Origin of the sequence: Pedobacter soli (genome assembly GCF_900101435.1) — a bacterium.
In the GTDB taxonomy this organism is placed as follows: Bacteria; Bacteroidota; Bacteroidia; order Sphingobacteriales; family Sphingobacteriaceae; genus Pedobacter; species Pedobacter soli.
This window is the reverse complement of sequence record NZ_FMZH01000012.1, coordinates 39,334-58,663: the sequence shown is the minus strand read 5'-3', so window position 1 is coordinate 58,663 and position 19,330 is coordinate 39,334. Positions and strand designations below refer to the sequence as shown.

Annotated in this window: 17 protein-coding genes; 10 read left to right on the top strand and 7 right to left on the bottom strand. The window is 41.1% G+C overall.

What is annotated here, in order from left to right; translation table 11 throughout:
• Nucleotides 1-1,635 (bottom strand): ABC transporter substrate-binding protein, encoded by a 1,635-nt coding sequence (locus BLR37_RS20800; protein ID WP_090771994.1) that lies wholly within the window; start codon nucleotides 1,633-1,635, stop codon nucleotides 1-3.
• Nucleotides 1,636-1,680: 45 nt separating this feature from the next.
• Here BLR37_RS20800 and BLR37_RS20795 point away from each other — a divergent pair, with 45 nt between their 5' ends.
• Nucleotides 1,681-2,133, top strand: a complete 453-nt coding sequence (locus tag BLR37_RS20795) for a substrate-binding domain-containing protein (protein ID WP_090771992.1) — start codon at nucleotides 1,681-1,683, stop codon at nucleotides 2,131-2,133.
• A gap of 311 nt (nucleotides 2,134-2,444) precedes the next feature.
• Here the strand turns inward: BLR37_RS20795 and BLR37_RS20790 are convergent, their stop codons facing one another.
• Nucleotides 2,445-3,782 carry a sigma-54-dependent transcriptional regulator gene (locus tag BLR37_RS20790; RefSeq protein WP_090771990.1) on the bottom strand — a complete coding sequence of 446 codons (1,338 nt, stop codon included), beginning with the start codon at nucleotides 3,780-3,782 and terminating at the stop codon, nucleotides 2,445-2,447.
• Between the two features lie 284 nt (nucleotides 3,783-4,066).
• On the opposite strand from BLR37_RS20790, the gene BLR37_RS20785 reads away from it, so the two are divergent.
• The 7 genes from BLR37_RS20785 (at nucleotide 4,067) to BLR37_RS20755 (ending at nucleotide 13,553) form a co-directional block, all read left to right on the top strand.
• The gene (locus BLR37_RS20785) at nucleotides 4,067-4,678 is read left to right on the top strand and encodes an N-acetyltransferase (protein WP_208599706.1); all 612 of its coding nucleotides are present in this window, start codon (nucleotides 4,067-4,069) and stop codon (nucleotides 4,676-4,678) included.
• A gap of 1 nt (nucleotide 4,679) precedes the next feature.
• Nucleotides 4,680-5,783, top strand: a complete 1,104-nt coding sequence (locus BLR37_RS20780) for a M20/M25/M40 family metallo-hydrolase (RefSeq protein WP_090771988.1) — start codon at nucleotides 4,680-4,682, stop codon at nucleotides 5,781-5,783.
• Between the two features lie 93 nt (nucleotides 5,784-5,876).
• Nucleotides 5,877-8,345 (top strand): PIG-L family deacetylase, encoded by a 2,469-nt coding sequence (locus BLR37_RS20775; protein WP_090771982.1) that lies wholly within the window; start codon nucleotides 5,877-5,879, stop codon nucleotides 8,343-8,345.
• A 101-nt stretch (nucleotides 8,346-8,446) separates the two neighbouring features.
• Nucleotides 8,447-10,141: a sodium:solute symporter family protein gene (locus tag BLR37_RS20770; RefSeq protein ID WP_090771980.1), complete on the top strand. Its 1,695-nt coding sequence runs from the start codon at nucleotides 8,447-8,449 to the stop codon at nucleotides 10,139-10,141.
• Nucleotides 10,142-10,554: 413 nt separating this feature from the next.
• Nucleotides 10,555-11,073 carry a DUF2911 domain-containing protein gene (locus tag BLR37_RS20765; protein ID WP_039475639.1) on the top strand — a complete coding sequence of 173 codons (519 nt, stop codon included), beginning with the start codon at nucleotides 10,555-10,557 and terminating at the stop codon, nucleotides 11,071-11,073.
• Nucleotides 11,074-11,206: 133 nt separating this feature from the next.
• Nucleotides 11,207-13,291, top strand: a complete 2,085-nt coding sequence (locus BLR37_RS20760; protein WP_090771979.1) for a glycoside hydrolase domain-containing protein — start codon at nucleotides 11,207-11,209, stop codon at nucleotides 13,289-13,291.
• A gap of 70 nt (nucleotides 13,292-13,361) precedes the next feature.
• On the top strand, nucleotides 13,362-13,553 hold the full coding sequence (locus BLR37_RS20755) for a hypothetical protein (protein WP_090771977.1): 192 nt from the start codon (nucleotides 13,362-13,364) through the stop codon (nucleotides 13,551-13,553).
• Nucleotides 13,554-13,631: 78 nt separating this feature from the next.
• Here BLR37_RS20755 and BLR37_RS20750 read toward each other — a convergent pair whose 3' ends face one another.
• A complete protein-coding gene (locus tag BLR37_RS20750) occupies nucleotides 13,632-14,291 on the bottom strand; it encodes a hypothetical protein (protein ID WP_090771975.1) in 660 nt (219 codons plus the stop codon).
• 73 nt (nucleotides 14,292-14,364) lie between these two features.
• On the bottom strand, nucleotides 14,365-15,468 hold the full coding sequence (locus tag BLR37_RS20745; protein WP_090771973.1) for a DNA alkylation repair protein: 1,104 nt from the start codon (nucleotides 15,466-15,468) through the stop codon (nucleotides 14,365-14,367).
• 129 nt (nucleotides 15,469-15,597) lie between these two features.
• Between BLR37_RS20745 and BLR37_RS20740 the strand changes: the two genes are divergently transcribed.
• On the top strand, nucleotides 15,598-16,455 hold the full coding sequence (locus BLR37_RS20740) for an NAD(P)-dependent oxidoreductase (RefSeq protein WP_090772141.1): 858 nt from the start codon (nucleotides 15,598-15,600) through the stop codon (nucleotides 16,453-16,455).
• A gap of 334 nt (nucleotides 16,456-16,789) precedes the next feature.
• On the opposite strand, the gene BLR37_RS20735 is transcribed toward BLR37_RS20740, so the two are convergent.
• From BLR37_RS20735 to BLR37_RS20725, 3 genes are read right to left on the bottom strand one after another with little or no spacing between them, the layout of a single operon-like run.
• Nucleotides 16,790-17,191, bottom strand: coding sequence for a DUF1634 domain-containing protein (locus tag BLR37_RS20735; protein ID WP_090771971.1), 402 nt, complete (start codon nucleotides 17,189-17,191; stop codon nucleotides 16,790-16,792).
• A gap of 11 nt (nucleotides 17,192-17,202) precedes the next feature.
• Nucleotides 17,203-18,036 carry a sulfite exporter TauE/SafE family protein gene (locus tag BLR37_RS20730; protein WP_090771969.1) on the bottom strand — a complete coding sequence of 278 codons (834 nt, stop codon included), beginning with the start codon at nucleotides 18,034-18,036 and terminating at the stop codon, nucleotides 17,203-17,205.
• Nucleotides 18,037-18,040: 4 nt separating this feature from the next.
• Nucleotides 18,041-18,736: a FadR/GntR family transcriptional regulator gene (locus BLR37_RS20725; RefSeq protein WP_244154723.1), complete on the bottom strand. Its 696-nt coding sequence runs from the start codon at nucleotides 18,734-18,736 to the stop codon at nucleotides 18,041-18,043.
• Nucleotides 18,737-18,925: 189 nt separating this feature from the next.
• Between BLR37_RS20725 and BLR37_RS20720 the strand changes: the two genes are divergently transcribed.
• Nucleotides 18,926-19,309, top strand: a complete 384-nt coding sequence (locus BLR37_RS20720) for a BlaI/MecI/CopY family transcriptional regulator (RefSeq protein WP_244154722.1) — start codon at nucleotides 18,926-18,928, stop codon at nucleotides 19,307-19,309.
• The last annotated feature ends 21 nt before the right edge of the window (nucleotides 19,310-19,330 follow it).

Below are 19,330 nucleotides of genomic sequence, written 5' to 3'. Positions count from 1 at the left end.
TTACTTTTTTTGAACCCGCTTTAAAATCATCAGGCTCTGCGGATTAAAAGAATATCCCGAGATATTATTTTGTAGCATCACCACCGATTGGTCGTAAAAAAGGGGAACTACTGGGGCATAATCCATCACAATTTGGTCCATTTTACGGTATAGCGCAAAACGCTTTTCGCTATCAGGTTCATAATAGCTTTGCTCAAATAACGCATCGAAGGCCTTATTGTAAAAGGCTGTATAGTTAGGGCCATACGGAACCTTGTTTTTGGAGTAGAACATCGAAAGGAAATTTTCGCCATCACCATAATCGGCCAGCCAGGAGCCACGGAAAAAATTAACATGGTTTTTAGACATTAAATCCCTTAAGCTTGCACTTGGGCTTACATCAATTTTGGTTTTAATTCCAACGGCGGTTAGCTCGCCTTGTATAAACTCAATTAAATCTTTATAAGTTGTAGTGGTATTCAGGGTAACTTCTGCTAAACCTTTGCCCTCCGGAAAACCTGCTTCTGCTAAAAGTTTGGCGGCCAGTTTGGGGTTATAGGCATATCCCTTTACTGCAACGCTGTCAAATCCAGGCATGCCCTTCGGAATAATACCGGAGGTAGCAGCTACACCAATGCCATTGCGGAGATATTTAATGAGTTTATCTTTATCAATGGCGTAATTAATGGCTTGTCTGATTTTTTTTAATCGCAAAGGCGATTTTTTAACAATAGTCAGATTGGTATCGACCAATATGCCTACATATTCAGTGCAGAGATAAGGGCTTTTGGTCAAACTGAATTTTCCCTTATATTTAGTGGTCATTTTGCCGCTCTTGGTCAAAATATCGTCGCGATAACTGCCATCAACATTGTAGTAGAAATCGAGGTCTTTTTTCAAGAAACTCATAAACCCACTCTGTTTATCGGTAATAAAGGTCGCTTTTACGGCATCCAGGTAAGGCAACTGTTTACCGTTGGCGTCTTTTTCGAAATAGTGCTCGTTTTTTAAAAGCACCAGAATTTCACCTTCTTTCCAGTATTTAAATTTGAATGGCCCGGTGCCAATAGGGTGACTCCTGAAGTCTTTGCCATAATGCGCTACAATTTCTTTGGGTACTACCGAGCAATACTGCGTGGTAAGCAAACTCATAAACGGCGGGAAGGGGCGCACGAGTTTAATCTGAAAAGTAGAATCGTTTAAGGCTATAAAATTATGCTCGTCCTTCACTTTATCGCTAAAAATCCATCCGCCAGATGAAGCGACCTTCGGATCAATTAACCGGTAAAAGCTATAGGCAAAATCGCTGGCTACAACTTTTCGTCCCTTGCCATTTTTAAAAATAGGATCGTCGTGAAAATACACATCGTTGCGCAGGTGGAAAGTGTAAGTCAAAGCATCTGCAGAAATCTGCCAGCTTTTGGCAATGCAGGGAATGGTTTGCAGTGATGAATCGACCTGCACTAAACCATTAAAAATCTGATTGGTCATCCAAATCGCATTCTGGTTGCGTGCAAAGGCTGGATCTATTGAGGTCAGGCCCTGATCGAGGTTAATATTGAAGACTTTTTTGTCCTGGTGACTGGTGTTTTCTTTACAGCTAAAAATCAGGGTAGCACAAAAAATCCAAAATATATAATTAAATGAGCCTCGCATCGGGTAGGAATGTTATTTTTGCACAAATTAATAAATTTAATGCAGATGTCTTTTTTAAACGATTTATTTATTGGCCTCGAAGCTACTAAACAGGAAGAATTACAGGAACGTTTAGATTTAGTAGAACATAAGATTAAATTTATGGATAAAATGCCGGTAGCCTGCCTGGATACCAGCAATAATCCAAACTATCTGTTAACCGAAGAGATCGCGCTGGCTGGTGGAATGGTAGAAGCCGATGTTTTAAATGCGGTATTTATAATTTATTATCAACCAGGCAAAACACTTACAGATTTAATGCGCGAGGTACCCGCTGCTTTGAACACCGATTGGCAGGCTGTACAAAATAATCGCATTATTCTTTTAAACGACGATGTTAACCGGGAAAGAACTGCCGAAAATGCCGTTTCTTTAATCGAAGATATTGCCGAAATGTTGCATCCTGGCTCTTTTATATTTGGTCATGAAGGGGATAAATGGATTCGCTTTGGGGCTTAGTCTGGCTGTTTCACCATATAAGGCGCCGATCCTACACTTTTTATTTACCACCTAAGACACTTAAGGGCATTTAAGGGTATATTGAAAAGACAGGCATTTGATCTTCTACCTTCCAGCCTTCCACCTTCCATCCTTTTAACGTCCGGTCTTCCGACCTCTGACTTCCGACTTTTATTTACCACCTAAGACACTTAAGGGCATTTGAGTTTTAGGCTCAAGATAGATTTCTCGGCTGCGCTCGAAATGACGATGTGCCTATGGGAGACCTGCTTTCAGCTTTGGTCTTTTAGCTTTAGTCTTTAAGCTTTCCACTAGATCTCTTTAATCTGATATTCTTCTATTTTACGGTAAAGCGTAGTTAAGCCAATGCCCAGTAATCTCGAAGTTTCTGTTTTGTTGCCTTTGGTATGCAGGAGTACTTTCTGGATGTGTTGCTTTTCGATCTGTTGTAAGTTATACTCATTTTCGGCAGGCATAAACTCGAAAAACTCAGGGGGCAGGGCAGTGGCACTTAAAGTATCGCCATCTGAAAGGATGACCAGGCGTTCAATTACATTTTTAAGTTCGCGGATATTGCCTTTCCAACTGTGGTCGGTGAGGATGGAAAGGATTTTATCATCCATTTTTGGTACTGCACGGTTTACTTTATCAGCAAAAGCCTTTAAGTAGTGTTTGGCCAAAGCCGGGATATCTGTTTTACGTTCGCGTAGCGGCGGAAGCGTGAGTGTAAAAACTGAAAGGCGGTAATAAAGGTCTGAACGGAATTTGCCGGAAGCGGCATCGCCTTTCAAATCTTTATTGGTGGCCGCTAAAACCCTGACATTTACCTGTTGGGTATGGGTATCACCTACCTTTATAAAAGTCTGGCTCTCCAATACACGCAATAGTTTGGCTTGCAGGTCGAGATTCATTTCGCCAATTTCGTCCAGCAACAAGGTGCCACCGTTGGCTTCTTCCAATAAGCCCTTTTTATCTTTATTGGCCCCAGTAAATGCCCCAGCTTTGTAACCAAAAAGCTCACTTTCTAGCAAATCGGGACTAAAACCACTGCAGTTCAATGCTACAAAAGGCTTGTCTGCCCGGGGGCTTGCATAGTGGATAGATTGTGCAAAAACCTCTTTACCCGTACCCGTCTCTCCTAAAAGCAGAACAGTTGTATCAGTTACACTTACTTTTCGGGCCAGATCAATCGCCTCTTTTAAGGCTTTTGATTGGCCGATAATGGTTTCGAAACTGTGTTTTTGAGCAATTTTGTTTTCCAGGTCCGCAACACGTCGTTGCAGATTGGATTTATCCATCGCGCGGTATAAAAGGGGGATAATTTTATCATTGTCGTCGCCTTTTACCAGGTAATCGAAGGCTCCGTTTTTAATGGCAAGTACGCCATCAGCAATGGTGCCATAAGCGGTAAGGTTAATGATTTCGACAAACGGTTTAATGGCTTTAAGCTCCTTTACCAGTGCAACGCCATTCACATCAGGCAGCTTTACATCACTGATCACGATACTTACATCGTTGTTTTTTAAAAGTTTTAATCCTTCTTTCCCGGTGTTAGCCTGTAAGGTTTTAAAGCCCTCCAGTTCTATAATTCTGGAAAGTAAACTGCAGATTTTCTTTTCGTCATCGATGATGAGCACCATCCCATTCATAGGTTCAATTTATGCTGCAATATTAACAATAAATATACCGAATAATTAACGATTGTTAGAATTCAGCCCAGGCGCTTAATTGGTAAAGGGCTGAATTAAATTCCGCTGGCTTGAAAACTTTTCAATATGGTAAAAAGCTTTTCAAAATGGCAGGGTTTTGTTTGTTGCTGCTGGGATAGCTTTAGACTTGATTTAAATTTTTGTATTGATAATCAATGCTTTAATCGTTTTGTGCTACTGTGGGTATTGCATTTGATGACTGACAAGTATGAAATTTTATTAAAATGAACAATTCAATAATTTTTGTCAGGGTTGCTACCAGCGCAGATGCAAAATATGCAGAAGAAATTGTAGCTGAAACGCAAAGCTCAGCATTGTTAAGGGGTTCGGGTATTTCGAAAAGAACACCGGCCTCCATTGTCGAAAAAATGAATGCAGGGAAGGCCGTGATTGCGGTAACTGCTGCTGGCGAATGGGTGGGCTTCTCCTATTTCGAGAGCTGGGAAAAAGATACCTTCATTTCCAATTCGGGATTAATTGTGGCACCCAAATTTAGAAATTCGGGGGTTGCCAAAAGTATTAAAAACAGAATTTTCAGTCTCTCACGCCGTATATATCCTGATGCGAAAATATTCAGCATTACCTCTGGTGCAGCCATCATGAAAATGAACAATCAGCTGGGTTTCGAGCCGGTAACCTTTGCACAGATTACCCAGGATCCCGCGTTTTGGGAAGGCTGCAAAAGCTGCATCAACTATCCAATTCTCGAAAGTAAAAACAGAAGTAACTGTTTATGCACAGCCATGTTATTCAGCCCCGAACATATCGATCAAATTATTGCCAGTGCAGAAAATACGCTCCAACTGAAACAAAACCTCAACCTTAAAAGCATTTAATATGAACATCGCAGAAAAACAACAGACCGCTCATCCCGATTTAAACCAATTGTACACAGAGGCACTCGAGCTTTTGTCCACTTTAATTTCCATACCTTCTTTTAGCGGTTCAGAGCAGGGTACCGCCAGCGAAATAGCATCGCATCTGGCCAAACACGGCGTTAACACCATCTGCAAAAACAATAATGTATGGTGCTACAATAGATATTTCGACAATGCCAAACCAACTATTTTGCTCAACTCGCACCACGATACCGTAAAACCCAATGAGCAGTATACTTTAGATCCGTTTCGTGCGCTGATTTATGATGAAAAAATACATGGTTTAGGCAGTAATGATGCAGGGGCTTCATTGGTATCGCTCATCTCGGCCTTTATTTATTTTTATGAATCGACTGATCTTCCGTTTAATTTATGTTTAGCAGCGACAGGCGAAGAAGAAACCTCGGGGGTAAACGGTATCAGAAGTATTCTGAACGATCTTAAACCCATTTCTTTTGCTATCGTTGGAGAACCAACAGGTATGCATATGGCTATTGCAGAGAAGGGATCGATGGTGATTGACTGCGTGGCCAAGGGTCGTTCAGGGCACGCTGCACGTGAGGAAGGTGATAATGCGATTTACAAAGCCATAAAAGATATCGAATGGTTTTCGCACTTTCAGTTTCCCATAGAAGACCATTTGCCTAGCCCGGTAAAAATGACTGTTACACAAATCAATGCAGGGTTACAGCACAATATTGTACCCGGCGAATGTCATTTTACAGTCGATATCCGTTTCGATCACAACTATACGCCACGCGAGATTCTTAATGTTATTATCAATCACACCCTGTGCAGTTTCAATGTTCGGCCCAATGTGCTCAATCCATCCAATATTGATGTACTACACCCAGTGGTAGTGGCCGGACTGGCGCTGGGTAGAAAAACATATGTTTCGCCTACCAGTTCCGATCAGGGCTGGCTGACTATGCCTTCGGTAAAAATGGGGCCGGGCGAATCGGCCAGATCGCATACGGCCGATGAGTTTATCAGGATAGAAGAAATAGAGGAGGGGATAAGTCTTTACATTCATTTGCTCGAAACGCTTTTTAAAACGCAATAAATCTGCAAAGCGCCATTTTTTGTACCTTTTTCGTTTCCGAAGCGCTAAAGTAAAAGCTTTTTGAGCATATTTGAGTTTCGCAAAACAAATAGTATGTTCAAAAGATTAACTGCCATATTCACCCTATGCTTACCGGTAATGTTCTGTGCTGCCCAACAAGTGCGCCCGGCAAAATCGGCCGAGATTTACAGAGAACTCAAAACCCTAAAGCACTTGCCCAAGGTTTTATATTTAGCTGCACACCCCGATGATGAAAATACAGGTTTACTTTCGTGGTTAATAAATGATCAAAATGTAGAAACTGCTTATTTATCGCTTACCAGGGGAGATGGTGGCCAAAACCTTCTGGGTACTGAACAAGGGGCTGCTTTGGGATTGATTAGAACGCATGAGCTGTTAGAAGCCCGAAAACTGGATGGGGCACAGCAATTTTTTACCCGTGCTATTGATTTTGGTTTCTCTAAAAACACCAACGATACTTTTAAACAATGGGATGCCGATAGTATTACCGCGGATGTAGTTTGGGTAATCCGGAAATTCAGGCCCGATGTAATTATCTGCCGCTTTCCGCCTACTGCTGCGGCAGGTCATGGCCAACATGCCGCTTCCGCTGTGGTAGCCGAAAAAGCCTTTAAGGCTGCGGCAGATAAAAACATGTTTCCCAATCAGCTAAAATACGTTTCGGTCTGGCAGCCTAAAAGGTTGTTGTGGAATACGTTCAGGTTTGGTTCGGTTAACACCACTGCCGAAAATCAGTTAAAGCTTACCGTTGGTCAGTACGATGCGCAATTGGGTATGGGTTACGGCGAACTGGCCGGATTAAGCAGAAGTTTGCACAAAAGCCAGGGCGCGGGCACGCAGTCGGTAGCAGGTGTGCGTACCGAGTATTTTACCCATGTAGCTGGCGAGCCGGCTAAAAGAGGGCTTTTTGATGGCTTAAACATGAACTGGTCTGACAAAGGTGTGGGCGACATTGATGAACTGATCGATATTATTTTGTTATCGTTTAATTACAACCAGCCCGATAAAAGTTTGCATGGCCTGCTCATGCTTCGGAAAAAGATAGCCGCATTGCCTGATGCAGACTTGCGTAAAGATAAACTTGCGACTATAGATCATATTATTTTAAGCTGTGTAGGCTTTATGGGAGAGGTAGTAACTAATCAACCAGAAGCCATTGCAGGTAACAGTTATAACTTCCGTTTAAACCTCATTTCGCGGTCGGCAAGCCCGGTAATTTTAGAAAGCGTAAACTGGTTAAACCAAACCGATAATCTCAACAGGAAATTATCAGGCGATTCGTTAATTACCATCGAACGTAAGATTCAGATTCCAGCCGATGCTGCTCCAACGGAGCCTTACTGGTTAGCTAAACCGGCAAAAAACGCGGCAACTTTTAGCGTGCCTAACGATACATTGATTGGTTTGCCTGAAGTGCAATCGCCTATTAATGTACTACTTTCCTTAAAAATTGAAACCGAAAAATTTGATGTGCAATTGCCTTTGTCGTTCAAGAAGCTTGATCCCGTTAAAGGTGATGTGGTTGAAGGACTCCGCATTATTCCGGCGCTTGATTTGAGTTTTACCGAACCGGTTTATTTTGCCAAAGAGAAAGAAGGTTTGAATATTACGCTGCGTTTAAGGGCCAATAAGAATCTCAATTATGGTAAAATCAGCTTCAAAATCGGCAATCAGGTGATCAAAACCTTCCAAGGGATTAACCTGGCTGAGAATACCATCAATACCCGTAATTTCTTAATCCCTGCTGAAGACCTGGCGGCAATTAAAACCAGCCAGAATAAACTTGAAGCTGTGTTTTCGTCAGAAAGTGCCGAATACACCCGCGGGCAGGTAATGATTCAGTATCCACATTTGCCAACCTTACAGTATTTTGTACCTGCTACCACCTGGTTGATAAAAGGCGATGTAAAAGTGCTGGCTAAAAAAATTGGTTATATTGAAGGTGCAGGGGATTTAATTCCGGAGTTTTTAAGACAAGCAGGTTTGCAGGTTGATGTGTTAACCGAAGCAGATATCCTGAATGCTGCAAAGCTCGCTACTTACGATGCAGTGGTAACCGGTGTGCGTGTAATTAATACAGAGAAAAGAATTAAAAACTGGCAGGCTGCGCTACGTAGTTATGTAGAAAATGGTGGTACCATTGTAATGCAGTATAACACCACTCAGGATATGGCGTTGCAGGATTTCGGCATTTATCCGTTGAGTATTAGCGGGAAAAGGGTAACCGAAGAAAATGCTGAGGTAAAAATCTTAAAGCCAGATCACAAGCTGTTGAACTATCCAAACAAAATAACTGCCGAAGATTTTAAAGGCTGGGTGCAGGAACGTGGTGCTTATTTCCCTGATAAATGGGATGATAAATACGAAACACTTTTTGAAATGCACGATACCGATGAGGAACCTTTGCAGGGATCGACCTTATATGCCAAATATGGTAAAGGTAATTTTATTTATAGTCCGCTTGCATTCTTCAGACAGTTGCCTGCTGGAAATGTTGGTGCTGCCAGGTTATTCTTTAACTTTTTATCAGCTGGGAAGTAAATGAAAAATCAACTTAAAAACTGGAACACCTGGTACATTCTACTGGCGCTTGCACTGGTGTTTCAGATTGTATTTTATTACCTCTTTACTAAATTCTGGGCATGAGTAATATCGATTGGGCAGTATTGATATTTACCCTTTTTGCTGTAGTGGCATATGGCGTGTTTATTGGTCGCGGGCAAAAAAACAATGCCTCCTACCTGAAGGCCGATAATAAAATGCCCTGGTATATTGTGCTGTTGGGCATTATGGCAACACAAGCCAGCGCCATCACTTTTTTATCGGCACCGGGCCAGGCCTATACCGATGGAATGCGCTTTGTACAGTATTATTTTGGTCTGCCGCTGGCCATGATTGTAATCTGCATTACCTTCATTCCCATTTTTCAAAAACTGAATGTTTACACGGCCTACGAGTATCTGGAAAACCGTTTCGATAAAAAAACGCGGGTACTCACTTCTCTGCTTTTCCTGTTCTCCAGGGGATTATCAACCGGGATTAGTATATATGCGCCAAGCATTATTTTATCGAGTGTTTTAAACTGGAATATTTATTTAACCAATATCCTTACAGGAGGTATTTTGCTGATTTATACCTATGTGGGTGGAGCCAAAGCCATCGCGCATACCCAGAAACTACAGTTTTTAATTATTTTGGGCACCATGGCCTTTGCTGGCTACTTGTTGATTCAGCACATGCCTGATGGTATTGGATTTAAGGATGCGCTTTATCTGGCCGGCAAATCGGGTAAATTGAACGTAATCACTACTGAGTTCGATTGGAAAGATAAATACAATATCTGGAGCGGACTGATTGGGGGCTTTTTCCTGGCGCTCTCTTATTTCGGTACCGATCAAAGTCAGGTAGGGCGGTATATCACTGCAAAAGATAATACCAATGCTAAGATGGGATTGCTGCTAAATGGCCTGGTTAAAATCCCCATGCAGTTTGCCATTCTTTTAATTGGTGCCTTACTTTTTGCTTTTTTCTCTTTAAAACCGGCTCCCATTTATTTTAACGAACGTTCCTATCAATTTTTAAAGGAAAAATCACCTCAACAGGCTGCTGACTTCGAGAAAGAACACAATGTACTCGAACAGCAGTTTACCCGGCAATCGCGTGCTATTTTGGCCGAAAAGGATAAGCAGTCACCTTTGCTGGATGCCTCGATAGCTGACTTTAGAGCTACCCAAAGCAAGGTGAAAGACCTGCATACGCGGGTAGAAGAGGCTATTAACCAATCGAACTACAACGCAGAGAAAACAGATACCAATTATATCTTTTTATATTTTGTTAAAAATACACTGCCGGTAGGTATGGTGGGATTGCTTTTTGCGGTGATATTTCTGGCCAGTTGGGGATCTATCTCTGCCGCGCTTAATTCGCTTGCAGCGTGCTCATTAAAAGATGTACATCTCATTTTCGGCACCAAAGCTGCAGATGATGAAACGGAACTGAAATACAGCAGGCTACACACACTAGGCTGGGGTGTTTTTTCAATTGCTGTGGCCATGTTTGCTACACAGATGGGGTCTTTAATCGAGGCAGTAAATGTACTGGGATCCCTTTTTTATGGACCAATACTGGGAATCTTCCTGGTGGCGTTTTACTTTAAAAAAATTGATGGACCACTGGTTTTTGTTGCTGCAATTCTAGCAGAAATTGTAGTGGTTGCCGTATACGAGTTTGATATTGTTTCCTTTTTGTGGCTTAATGTAATTGGCGCTGCTGCTGTAATTGGGTTTTCACTGCTGGGCTTACTGTTTCATAAACCTAAGGCGGTTGTAAGTCAATAAATTTTATTTTCCCATGGTTCGTGTCCACTCGAACCATTTTTTTACTGGTTGGTGTCGCCACCAACCAACTGAGTTTTTCTATTACCTTCCCATGGTTCGTGTCACACGAACCATCATTTATATTTAACCACAAAGACACAAGGAGCACAAATATTTTTACAACTTTTTCCCAATATCACGTGCGTATTTCTCTGGCACCAAAACCGGCATTTTTTGCCACGGAAGCACTGAACGCACGGAGTAATTCATTCATCCTACTGGTCGGTGTCACTACGCTTAACTCTACGGACAGGATCTGGACGGATGGTGCTAATCGTCATTCCGGTATCAATTTATTCAGGATTATTGTTTTATCGTGTTAAAGCCATAAATTCGTAAAATCAAAAACAACAAAAACAGATAAATACAATACTATGAAAACGATGATCAAATCAATCGCTATGTTATTTGCAGCAATTACGGTTTCTGTAAGTGCAATGGCACAAGATGCGCAGCCTAAACCAAGCCCTGCAGCAACTGCAACCGGTAAAATCAAGAATGCAACCATTACCATCAACTACAGCAGCCCTGCGGTAAAAGGCCGTAAAATTTGGGGTGGTTTAGAAGCATGGGATAAAGTTTGGCGTGCAGGTGCAAACGAAGCCACAACTTTCGAAACCGATAAAGACATTATGGTAGAAGGTAAAGCGTTGCCGGCTGGTAAATATAGCTTCTTCTTAATCCCGAAAGAAAGCGGAACCTGGACAGCTATTTTTAACAAAGAGCCTAAACAATGGGGTGCTTACAAATACGAAGAAGCTAAAGATGCTTTGCGCGTTGATGTAAAAACAAAAGCTTTGAAAGCTACCCAGGAGCGTTTGGTTTATAAAATTGGCAAAAGCGGTTTTTCTTTAGACTGGGATAAGATTTCTGTTCCGGTTGCGGTAAAATAAGCTTAAGGCAAATACGATATTAAAAGCCATTCCGAATTTTCGGAATGGCTTTTTTGTTTTGTAAAGAAGCTAAAACATAACCTTCACTTCATCTTAAAATGTTATTTTGGCGCAATTTTAAAACCAAACACCAATGAAGTTTTCAATCCCAATAATAGCGGTGCTATTACTCTTCTCGTTAAACGTTTTACCTCAACAGAAAACAAGCTTATTTTCCGTTAGTACAGCTAAACCTGTCGATCAGGTGAATGTTTTTTTAGGTTCTTCTGCAGATCACGGACAAATGTCGCCAGCAGCATCTTACCCTTTCAGTATGCTAAGTATCGGTCCGCAAACTTACCCTAAAACCCATACCGGTTACGAGTATCTGGCTAAGAAGTTTGAAGGTTTTACGCATAACCGTTTTGAAGGGGTAGGTTGTCAGGGTTCAGGTGGGAATATCTTCATCAAACCTTTCTTAGGTAGCGATCCGGCACAATCAGAATTAATTAAAGCATCAGAAAAGGCTGGTCCGGGTTATTATGAAGTGGGTTTCGAAAATAAAATTAAAGCCAGCTTTACTGTGCTGGGAAAGGCCGGTAAGCATGCTTATCAATTCCCGGTAGGTGCAAAAGGTTTTTACCTCGATTTAGGTTATGCTTTTAATGGTGCATTTGTAGCCGAAGAACATGAAGTAAATGGCAATACCATTAGCGGTTGGATTACCTCACGCACAACCTGTGGAGCGGGTAAATACAAACTGTTTTACTATCTGGAAATGGGAGAAAATGTTTCCTGGAAAGTACTTGGTGAACATAAGTTAATTGCTACACTGCAATCAGGTATCACTTCTGCTGGTATCAATATTGCGCTTTCTTCGGTTAGTGTAGCTGCTGCAAAAGCGTCAATCAATAAAAATGCATTTGCTGCGGTAAAGGCGCAAAGCCGCGAAGACTGGAATGCCAATTTATCGAAAATTGCAGTAAATGGCGATTTAGAAAGTGCAAAGCTATTTTATTCGCTCCTGTACCGTACTATGCAGTCGCCTTATGTTATTTCAGAAACAGATGGTACCTACCGGAACACCAAAGGTGAAGAACAGAAAGACAAAGAAATCCGTTACAATGGATGGGCCATTTGGGATAATTACCGAACACAGCTTCCTCTACTTTCTTTAATTGCACAAGACCGTTATGCGGGCATGGTTAGCTCCATTGCCGATTTGTATCAGTCAGGTAAAAAAGATTATGCAGGTCAAAATGAGCCTTCAAACACGGTACGTTCAGAACATGCCATTGTAGTATTGCTGGATGCCTACCGGAAAGGATATCCGGTTGATTTTAATAAAATAGCCGATTCTTTGGTGAAAGAAGTAAATGGTTTGGATTATAAATCGCCGGATAAAGCTTTGGAATCGAGTTACGATAACTGGGCACTGGCCGAAATATTCAAGATCTTAAAGAACAAGGAAAAGGCTGATTATTACCTTGCTAAGGCTTTGGAGTACAAAAAATACTGGAACAAAGATTTTAAAGACATGCGCAAGAATGATGTGGACCGCATGCAGGCAAGAGGTTTATATCAGGGTACCATCTGGCAGTACAGGTGGTTTGTACCTTACGATTTTAAAGGGCTGATCGAGCTTGACGGGGGAGAAGAATCGTACCTAGCCAAACTGGATGAATTTTTTGACCGCGATTTGTATAACCATGCCAACGAACCCGATTTACAGGTGCCGTTAATGTACAATGTAACCAAATCGGGATATAAATCACAGTACTGGATGCATCAACTGGCTGCCGATACGGTGATCCAGAATTACTTTAACGACAACAGCCGCGGCATTGGTAGTTATATCGGTAAAATTTACCGCAATCAGCCGCATGCTTATCTGCGTACCATGGATGATGATGCTGGCGCAATGAGTGCCTGGTATGTATTTGCTGCCAGTGGTTTTTCTCCGGCTTGCGTGGGTTGGCCGGTTTATTACTTAAATGTGCCTTTATTCCCGACGGTTACCTATAACCTGCCGCAAGGAAAAACCTTTAAAATTGAAACCGTTAATTTTAGCTTAAAAAACAAATACATTAAAGAAGTTTTTCTGAACGGAAAGCCTTTTAAGAAAAATTATATTACACAGGAAGATATTAATGCGGGAGGTGTTTTAAAGATTGTGGCGAGCGCTACACCTGTTAAAATTTCTGATACTGAAAACTGGATTTCCAGTCTCGAAAATTAATTTGAAAAATTAAGCTTAACCGGAAAACATATTTAAATCTGCCCTGTTATTGTAGTATAAATTCGAGATCATGGCACCTTTAAAATTAAGCGACGAACAACATGCTACATTAAGCAACAGAAACACGACAGCAGAAACCGATGAGCAACCTTTAGCCCTTCATCCGGAGGCTTATAAAGTTAAAGGACCATCGCCCGATAAAATGAAAACAGTATCGGCTTCCTTGCGGAATTATGCACACGGTTTGTATGGGTTGCTGTAAAACACCATTTAAAAAATTCTCAATATACTAGCAAAGAAGTCAAGTTTTTAAAACTTGACTTCTTTTGTTTCCTGCCATTTATTCCAATTGTCCTTCACAATTATAAAAGTACTGGCTTTGTGTACGATGTTGAAGGATAAAATTATTTCTGGTTTCAAAGAAATCAATAATCTCTTTTCTTTTTAACAGGGTCGCTTTATCTGATAAGATTGATAAGTAAGATGACCATCTGTAATCCTCAAACTTCTTGCGTGTATTGTGTTTCAGTACATTAGCATGAATATAGATTACGATTTGCTGCAAGTGCGCATCATCATTGATTCTTATTCTTCGAAAAGGATTAATAAACAAAGAGCCTGATCGGTTATTTTCTTTATTAAAAGCCATCGCATAAGCAATGAAAAAATCTTTCATTTGAAATTCGACAGCCTCACTATAGGTGATTTTACCAAGCAGGTATTTTTTTTGATGTGATTTTAAAGAGCCATTGTTTAGAGTACTTAAATAAGATTTAAGATCATCGGAATTAATACATTTTACCAGGAAATGTGAATGATTGTCCAATAAAATATAGGAGTAGGTATCTAAATATCCTGAGGTATACGCTGCATATTTTTTGAGAAAATATATACGGTTCTCATCACTTTTAAATAATAATGAGCCACTAACAGATTTACAAATAATATGAATGTACTCATCTTCAATGAAATCTTGGATATATTTTTCATTAACAGGCATTAATGAATTTATATAAACTTTTTAAAGAAGTCAAGTTTTTAATGCCATTGTGCTAAAAACTTGACTTCTTGAGCTAACTGATTAATTCAAAACTTACCAGATTTTTTTCTGCTCCATTGATAATCATCGAAAGCTGATGATCGCCTAAATGGAATTTCCGGGTGGTAATTAATACAAATTTTTGCTTGCGGATGATGCTGATTTCGGCAGCTGAAGGATAAATTCTTTCTGAAATTTTATAAACTTTTTTGGTGTTCTGTCCGTTTTGTTTTTTGTAGTACACTGCATATTCAAGCCTTACCTTTTGTTCTGTGGGATTTTCGTTTCTAATCGTAAATGAAAAAGTCAGGCTATCGCCAATTTTTACTGTCGGTGTTAAAAGCTTAAAATCTTTCAGTACAATGCCGGTATCATCCAAACCATAATGTTTCAAAATTTCGGCATGGCCTTGTTTTAAAAGGGTACGGCTACCATGTTTAATCAGGGCATCCGTTTCGGCACTTAAGCCCGACCAGCTTTTGGCAACCTGCAAAACGATATGTGGATGGTCTTTCGCAATATCGTTTAGGCTGTTGGCTACACTTCTCCTTACATATTCGGAAGGATCGTTTTTAAGGTTTTCTAAAATCGGTAAAATAGAAGCCGGATCCTTTTTCAGAAACGGGATACCCATGGCCCAGGGCAGGCGCGGTCTGCTGCCCTCGCTAGCCAGTCGGCGCACTTTATGGCTCTCGTGTAACGACCATTGTTGCATCTGCAAAATCATTTCGTTACCATATTTCAAGATAAAAGGGCGAACGGCAAACTCGCAGCTTACAAACTGGGTAACAAACTCCAGTGCTGCTACAGAGTTTTCAAAATCATCAATGCCATAGGTCTCGATGTAATCGGGTAAAAACATATAAGCAAGTCCATCTTCGCCAATACCCTGAATTCTTAGCTGTTCTATTGTTTTTTTGAGGATTGTAATGGTCTGCGGATAGTTTTTAGGTAAAAAATGATGCAATACCTGCGAGGTGTGCTTCATTCTTTCCTTCAGCTCCATCGAATCGAAATGCGCTACAAAAATGTTTTGCGTAAACTTTTGTGTGTCAAAATCCGGAATAGTAGTCGTTAATGCGCTGCTTAACCTGTTGTAAAATGCTGGTGAATATAAATCTTTAAGGGGGCTGGCCATAGGAGTAGAATAGAAGATCAAAGTTAACGCAATAAAATTTTATTTTGTTTGGTCAACATCATTTTTACCATTGTCGTAAACGATTTCAGCTTTTTGTTTGGCACATTTGTTTATCAACAAAAAGACAGAATGAACACAACAAAAATAGGCTGGATCGGATTGGGTAACATGGGTATCCCGATGGCTACGCAATTGATTGAAGCAGGTTACCAGGTAAAAGTATATAACCGGAACAAAGCAAAAGAAGGAGCCTTGACAGAAGCAGGGGCTTTACTGGCCGAAACACCAAAAGAGCTCACATTACAAACAGATGTAGTATTTGTAATGGTGAGTGACGATGCCGCAATAGAAGCTGTTTTTAAGGGATCGGATGGTATTTTGAGTGCAGAAACAACTGGGAAAACCATTGTTAACATGAGTACGGTTTCACCTGCTATCTCGAAGCAAATGGCTACCGATTGCGCGGCTAAAGGACACTTTTATTTAGATGCCCCGGTTTCGGGTAGTGTAAAGCAGGCCGAAACAGGTCAGTTAGTTATTATGGTTGGAGGCGATGAAAGTACTTTTAATACCATAAAACCCATTCTAGAACGGTTGGGAAAACTAGCCATGCACGTAGGCGAAACAGGAGCAGGGAATAGTGCGAAACTGGCCATTAATTCACTTTTGGCTTTGTATGCTCAGGGATTGGCCGAAACCGTATTGTTTGCCAATGCACAGGGAATCAAAACCGAAGATTTGCTCAATCTGATCAACAATGCCGCCATTGGAAATATCTTTACGAAAATTAAGGGCGATGCGATCATTGCAGATCAATATCAGGCCGCTTTCGCACTGAAACACATTGTGAAAGATTTAAACCTGGCTAAAGCGGAAGGGATTTCATCGCCACTCGCTAAAACGGCATTGCAAACTTTCGAAGCTGCAGCTGTTAAATATGGCGAAGAAGATATTATTGCAGTGATAAAAGAGATTAAGGCTGATTAATGACCACTATTCTTACGGCTATTAGCTATTATTTTTTTGCCACAGATTAACAGATTAATCCAATCTGTTAATCTGTGGCTTTGGACTATCGGTTGGTGTCTGCACCAACCGAATAGATATTTTATTTCGGTCGGTGGTGACACCGACCGATAAATTAATGACCACTGTCTGTCCGTAGAGTTCCGGAGGACTCTACGGATTATGAATAGAAAAGAGTCTTTGACTCGTTTTTATGGATTGAGTTAGAAAACTCAATTTCATTTACCAATCCGTAGAGACGCTACGCTTAACTCTACGGACAGCAATGATTGGCTTGTTTGCAACAACCGAAAATTTAAACCTTCAATCCGCCAAAAGTACTCGCCAGAATAATCCCCAAAACAATCAGCGTAATGATTACATAGAGTTTGTCTTTTTCCAGCATAAATGCAAATAGCGAAAATACAATCCGCATGATAGGGGTAATGATTAGCAGTAAAACCCCAAACTGGATAATGGCCATGGGTTTAAAAGTAAAAAGCCCCATAAATATCCCTTCAAAAGTGATAAAGCTGTCTTGCTCGCCTTTAAAAATATGATAATCGGGACGGGGCCCGTTGCCGTTTTGCGTTAAAAAAAGGATGCCGCCCAACAGCACAACTAAACTTGCGGTAATTACTCCGAAGCGCAACAACTGACCAACAATTTTTTCTACATCGCGGTCGCCGATCAGTTGTTTTGAAATTGAATTTTTCATATTGGTAGTGTTTAAAATTGATGGTGATAACCGTTATAAATCATCTCTAAGGCGACAAAAGTAATGGCAATACAAAAGATGATACGGAGTGTTGAAGGGTTGATATGTGTTAAGAGTTTCGCACCCGTAAATGCACCACCCAGTACGCCGAGTACTACCGGAAAAGCAATACCTGGGTCCATGTAGCCACGTTGCAGGTAAACCACTGCACTGGCCGCTGCCGTAACCCCAATCATGAAATTACTCGTGGTTGTACTCACTTTAAAAGGGATTTTCATGGCTGTATCCATTGCCAGTACCTTTAAAGCTCCCGAGCCAATGCCTAGTAAACCCGACATTACCCCGGCCACTGTCATAATGGAAAAACCCGCACCCACGTTTCTAAGCTTATAATTTACCGGGCCTGCTGCTGTAGGATAGCTGCTGTTCAGTTTTAAAATGGCCGATAGCTGGCTGCCTTCCGTTAAAGCTTCCTGGTTCTTTTTCCTCAGTGTCATGGCTGCAGAAAAAAGCAATACACAGCCAAAAAGGATCGCAATGGTATTGGTTGGCGTATAAATGGCAATTAACGCACCCAGTACTGCGCCGAGGGTCGTGGCAATTTCGAGAAACATGCCCAGTCTTATATTGGTAATGCCTTCTTTAATATAAGCACTTGCTGCACCCGATGAATTGGCAATGGAGGCCAGAAGGGCGGCACCAATGGCGTAACGGATATCGACATGAAACACCAGGGTAAGCAGCGGAATTACAACTACTCCACCACCCAAACCGGTTAACGAACCGACCAGACCGGCCAGATAAGCCCCCAGGATTAATATTAGGGTAAAAGTTAAAATTGACATGATATTAATGGTTATTGTTCAATATGGTACTGGTAATTTCGCGGGCTGCGGCAGCATTTCGGTTTTGGATGGCCTCAAACAACGATTGGTGCAAGTGGTGGCTCATGGCAAAATGGGTAATACCTGATGGTGCCCTTTTGGCAAAGAAGTCGCGGATGATTACCGTAAAGCTCTCGTAAAGATCAGCTAAAACATGATTGCCTGATGCCCGGGCAATGGCCAGGTGAAATTCGATGTCGGCATTGGAACAATCGGGCCGCGATTCTTGCTCAATCGCTTCTTTTCTGCTTTGCAGTGCGGTGGCTATGGTTTCCAGATCACGCTCCGTACGGTTTTGTGCGGCCAGGAGTACAATCTCCAGCTCAAGTATCGATCTTACCTGATTAATTTCGGCAAAATCCGACCGGCGCAGGCGTTGTTCAATCGGTTCAGCAGGGATTGCATTGACCAAAGTACCAAAACCTTGTTTAACTGTAAGTATACCTGAGAGGGTGAGCGATTTGATTGCTTCCCTGATGGTAGAGCGGCCTACACCATAAATTTCCATCAAAGCCGGTTCTGCCGGTATTTTTTCGCCGGTTTTAAATTTGCCTGCTTTAATGTCGTTGCGGATTTTAACCGAAACTTGTTCGAAAAGTTTACCTTCCTGTTCCATAGCTTTAAAATGATGTCGCAAACATACGATGTTTATTTTAAACATCAGATGTTTAGTGTCTTTTTAATCTCATTTCTATATTTTATATATAAACTCTCATTTGGTAGTGGTTAATTTTTAAAATATTTTTAATTGATTATGAGGCTATTATATGTTTTTCGGGATTGGTTGTGAAAAAATAATTAACCTAATATTTGTATCGTACGAAAACTATCGTACCTTTAGCGTATGAAAATGAATGAGACTGAAAATAATCTACCCGAACCTACCAAAGCCGAATTAGAAATATTGCAGGTTTTGTGGGAATTTGGTCCATCTACGGTTCGGTTTGTGAACGATCAGTTGAATATGCAGCGCGAGGTGAACTACACTTCAACCCTCAAACAAATGCAAATCCTGACCGAGAAAGGAATTTTAAAACGTGATGAAAGCCAAATGAAGCACATTTATATTCCGGTTGAGGCAGAAGAGAAAACCAAAGTACAATTATTAGATCGTTTTGTAAATACCCTGTACAAAGGCTCGGCATCGCAACTAATGATGCAACTTCTGGGCAATGAAAAGACATCTAAAAAAGAGATTGAAGAGATTAAGCGGCTATTGGATAGCATGGAATAATTAATTAATGCTAAAAACCAC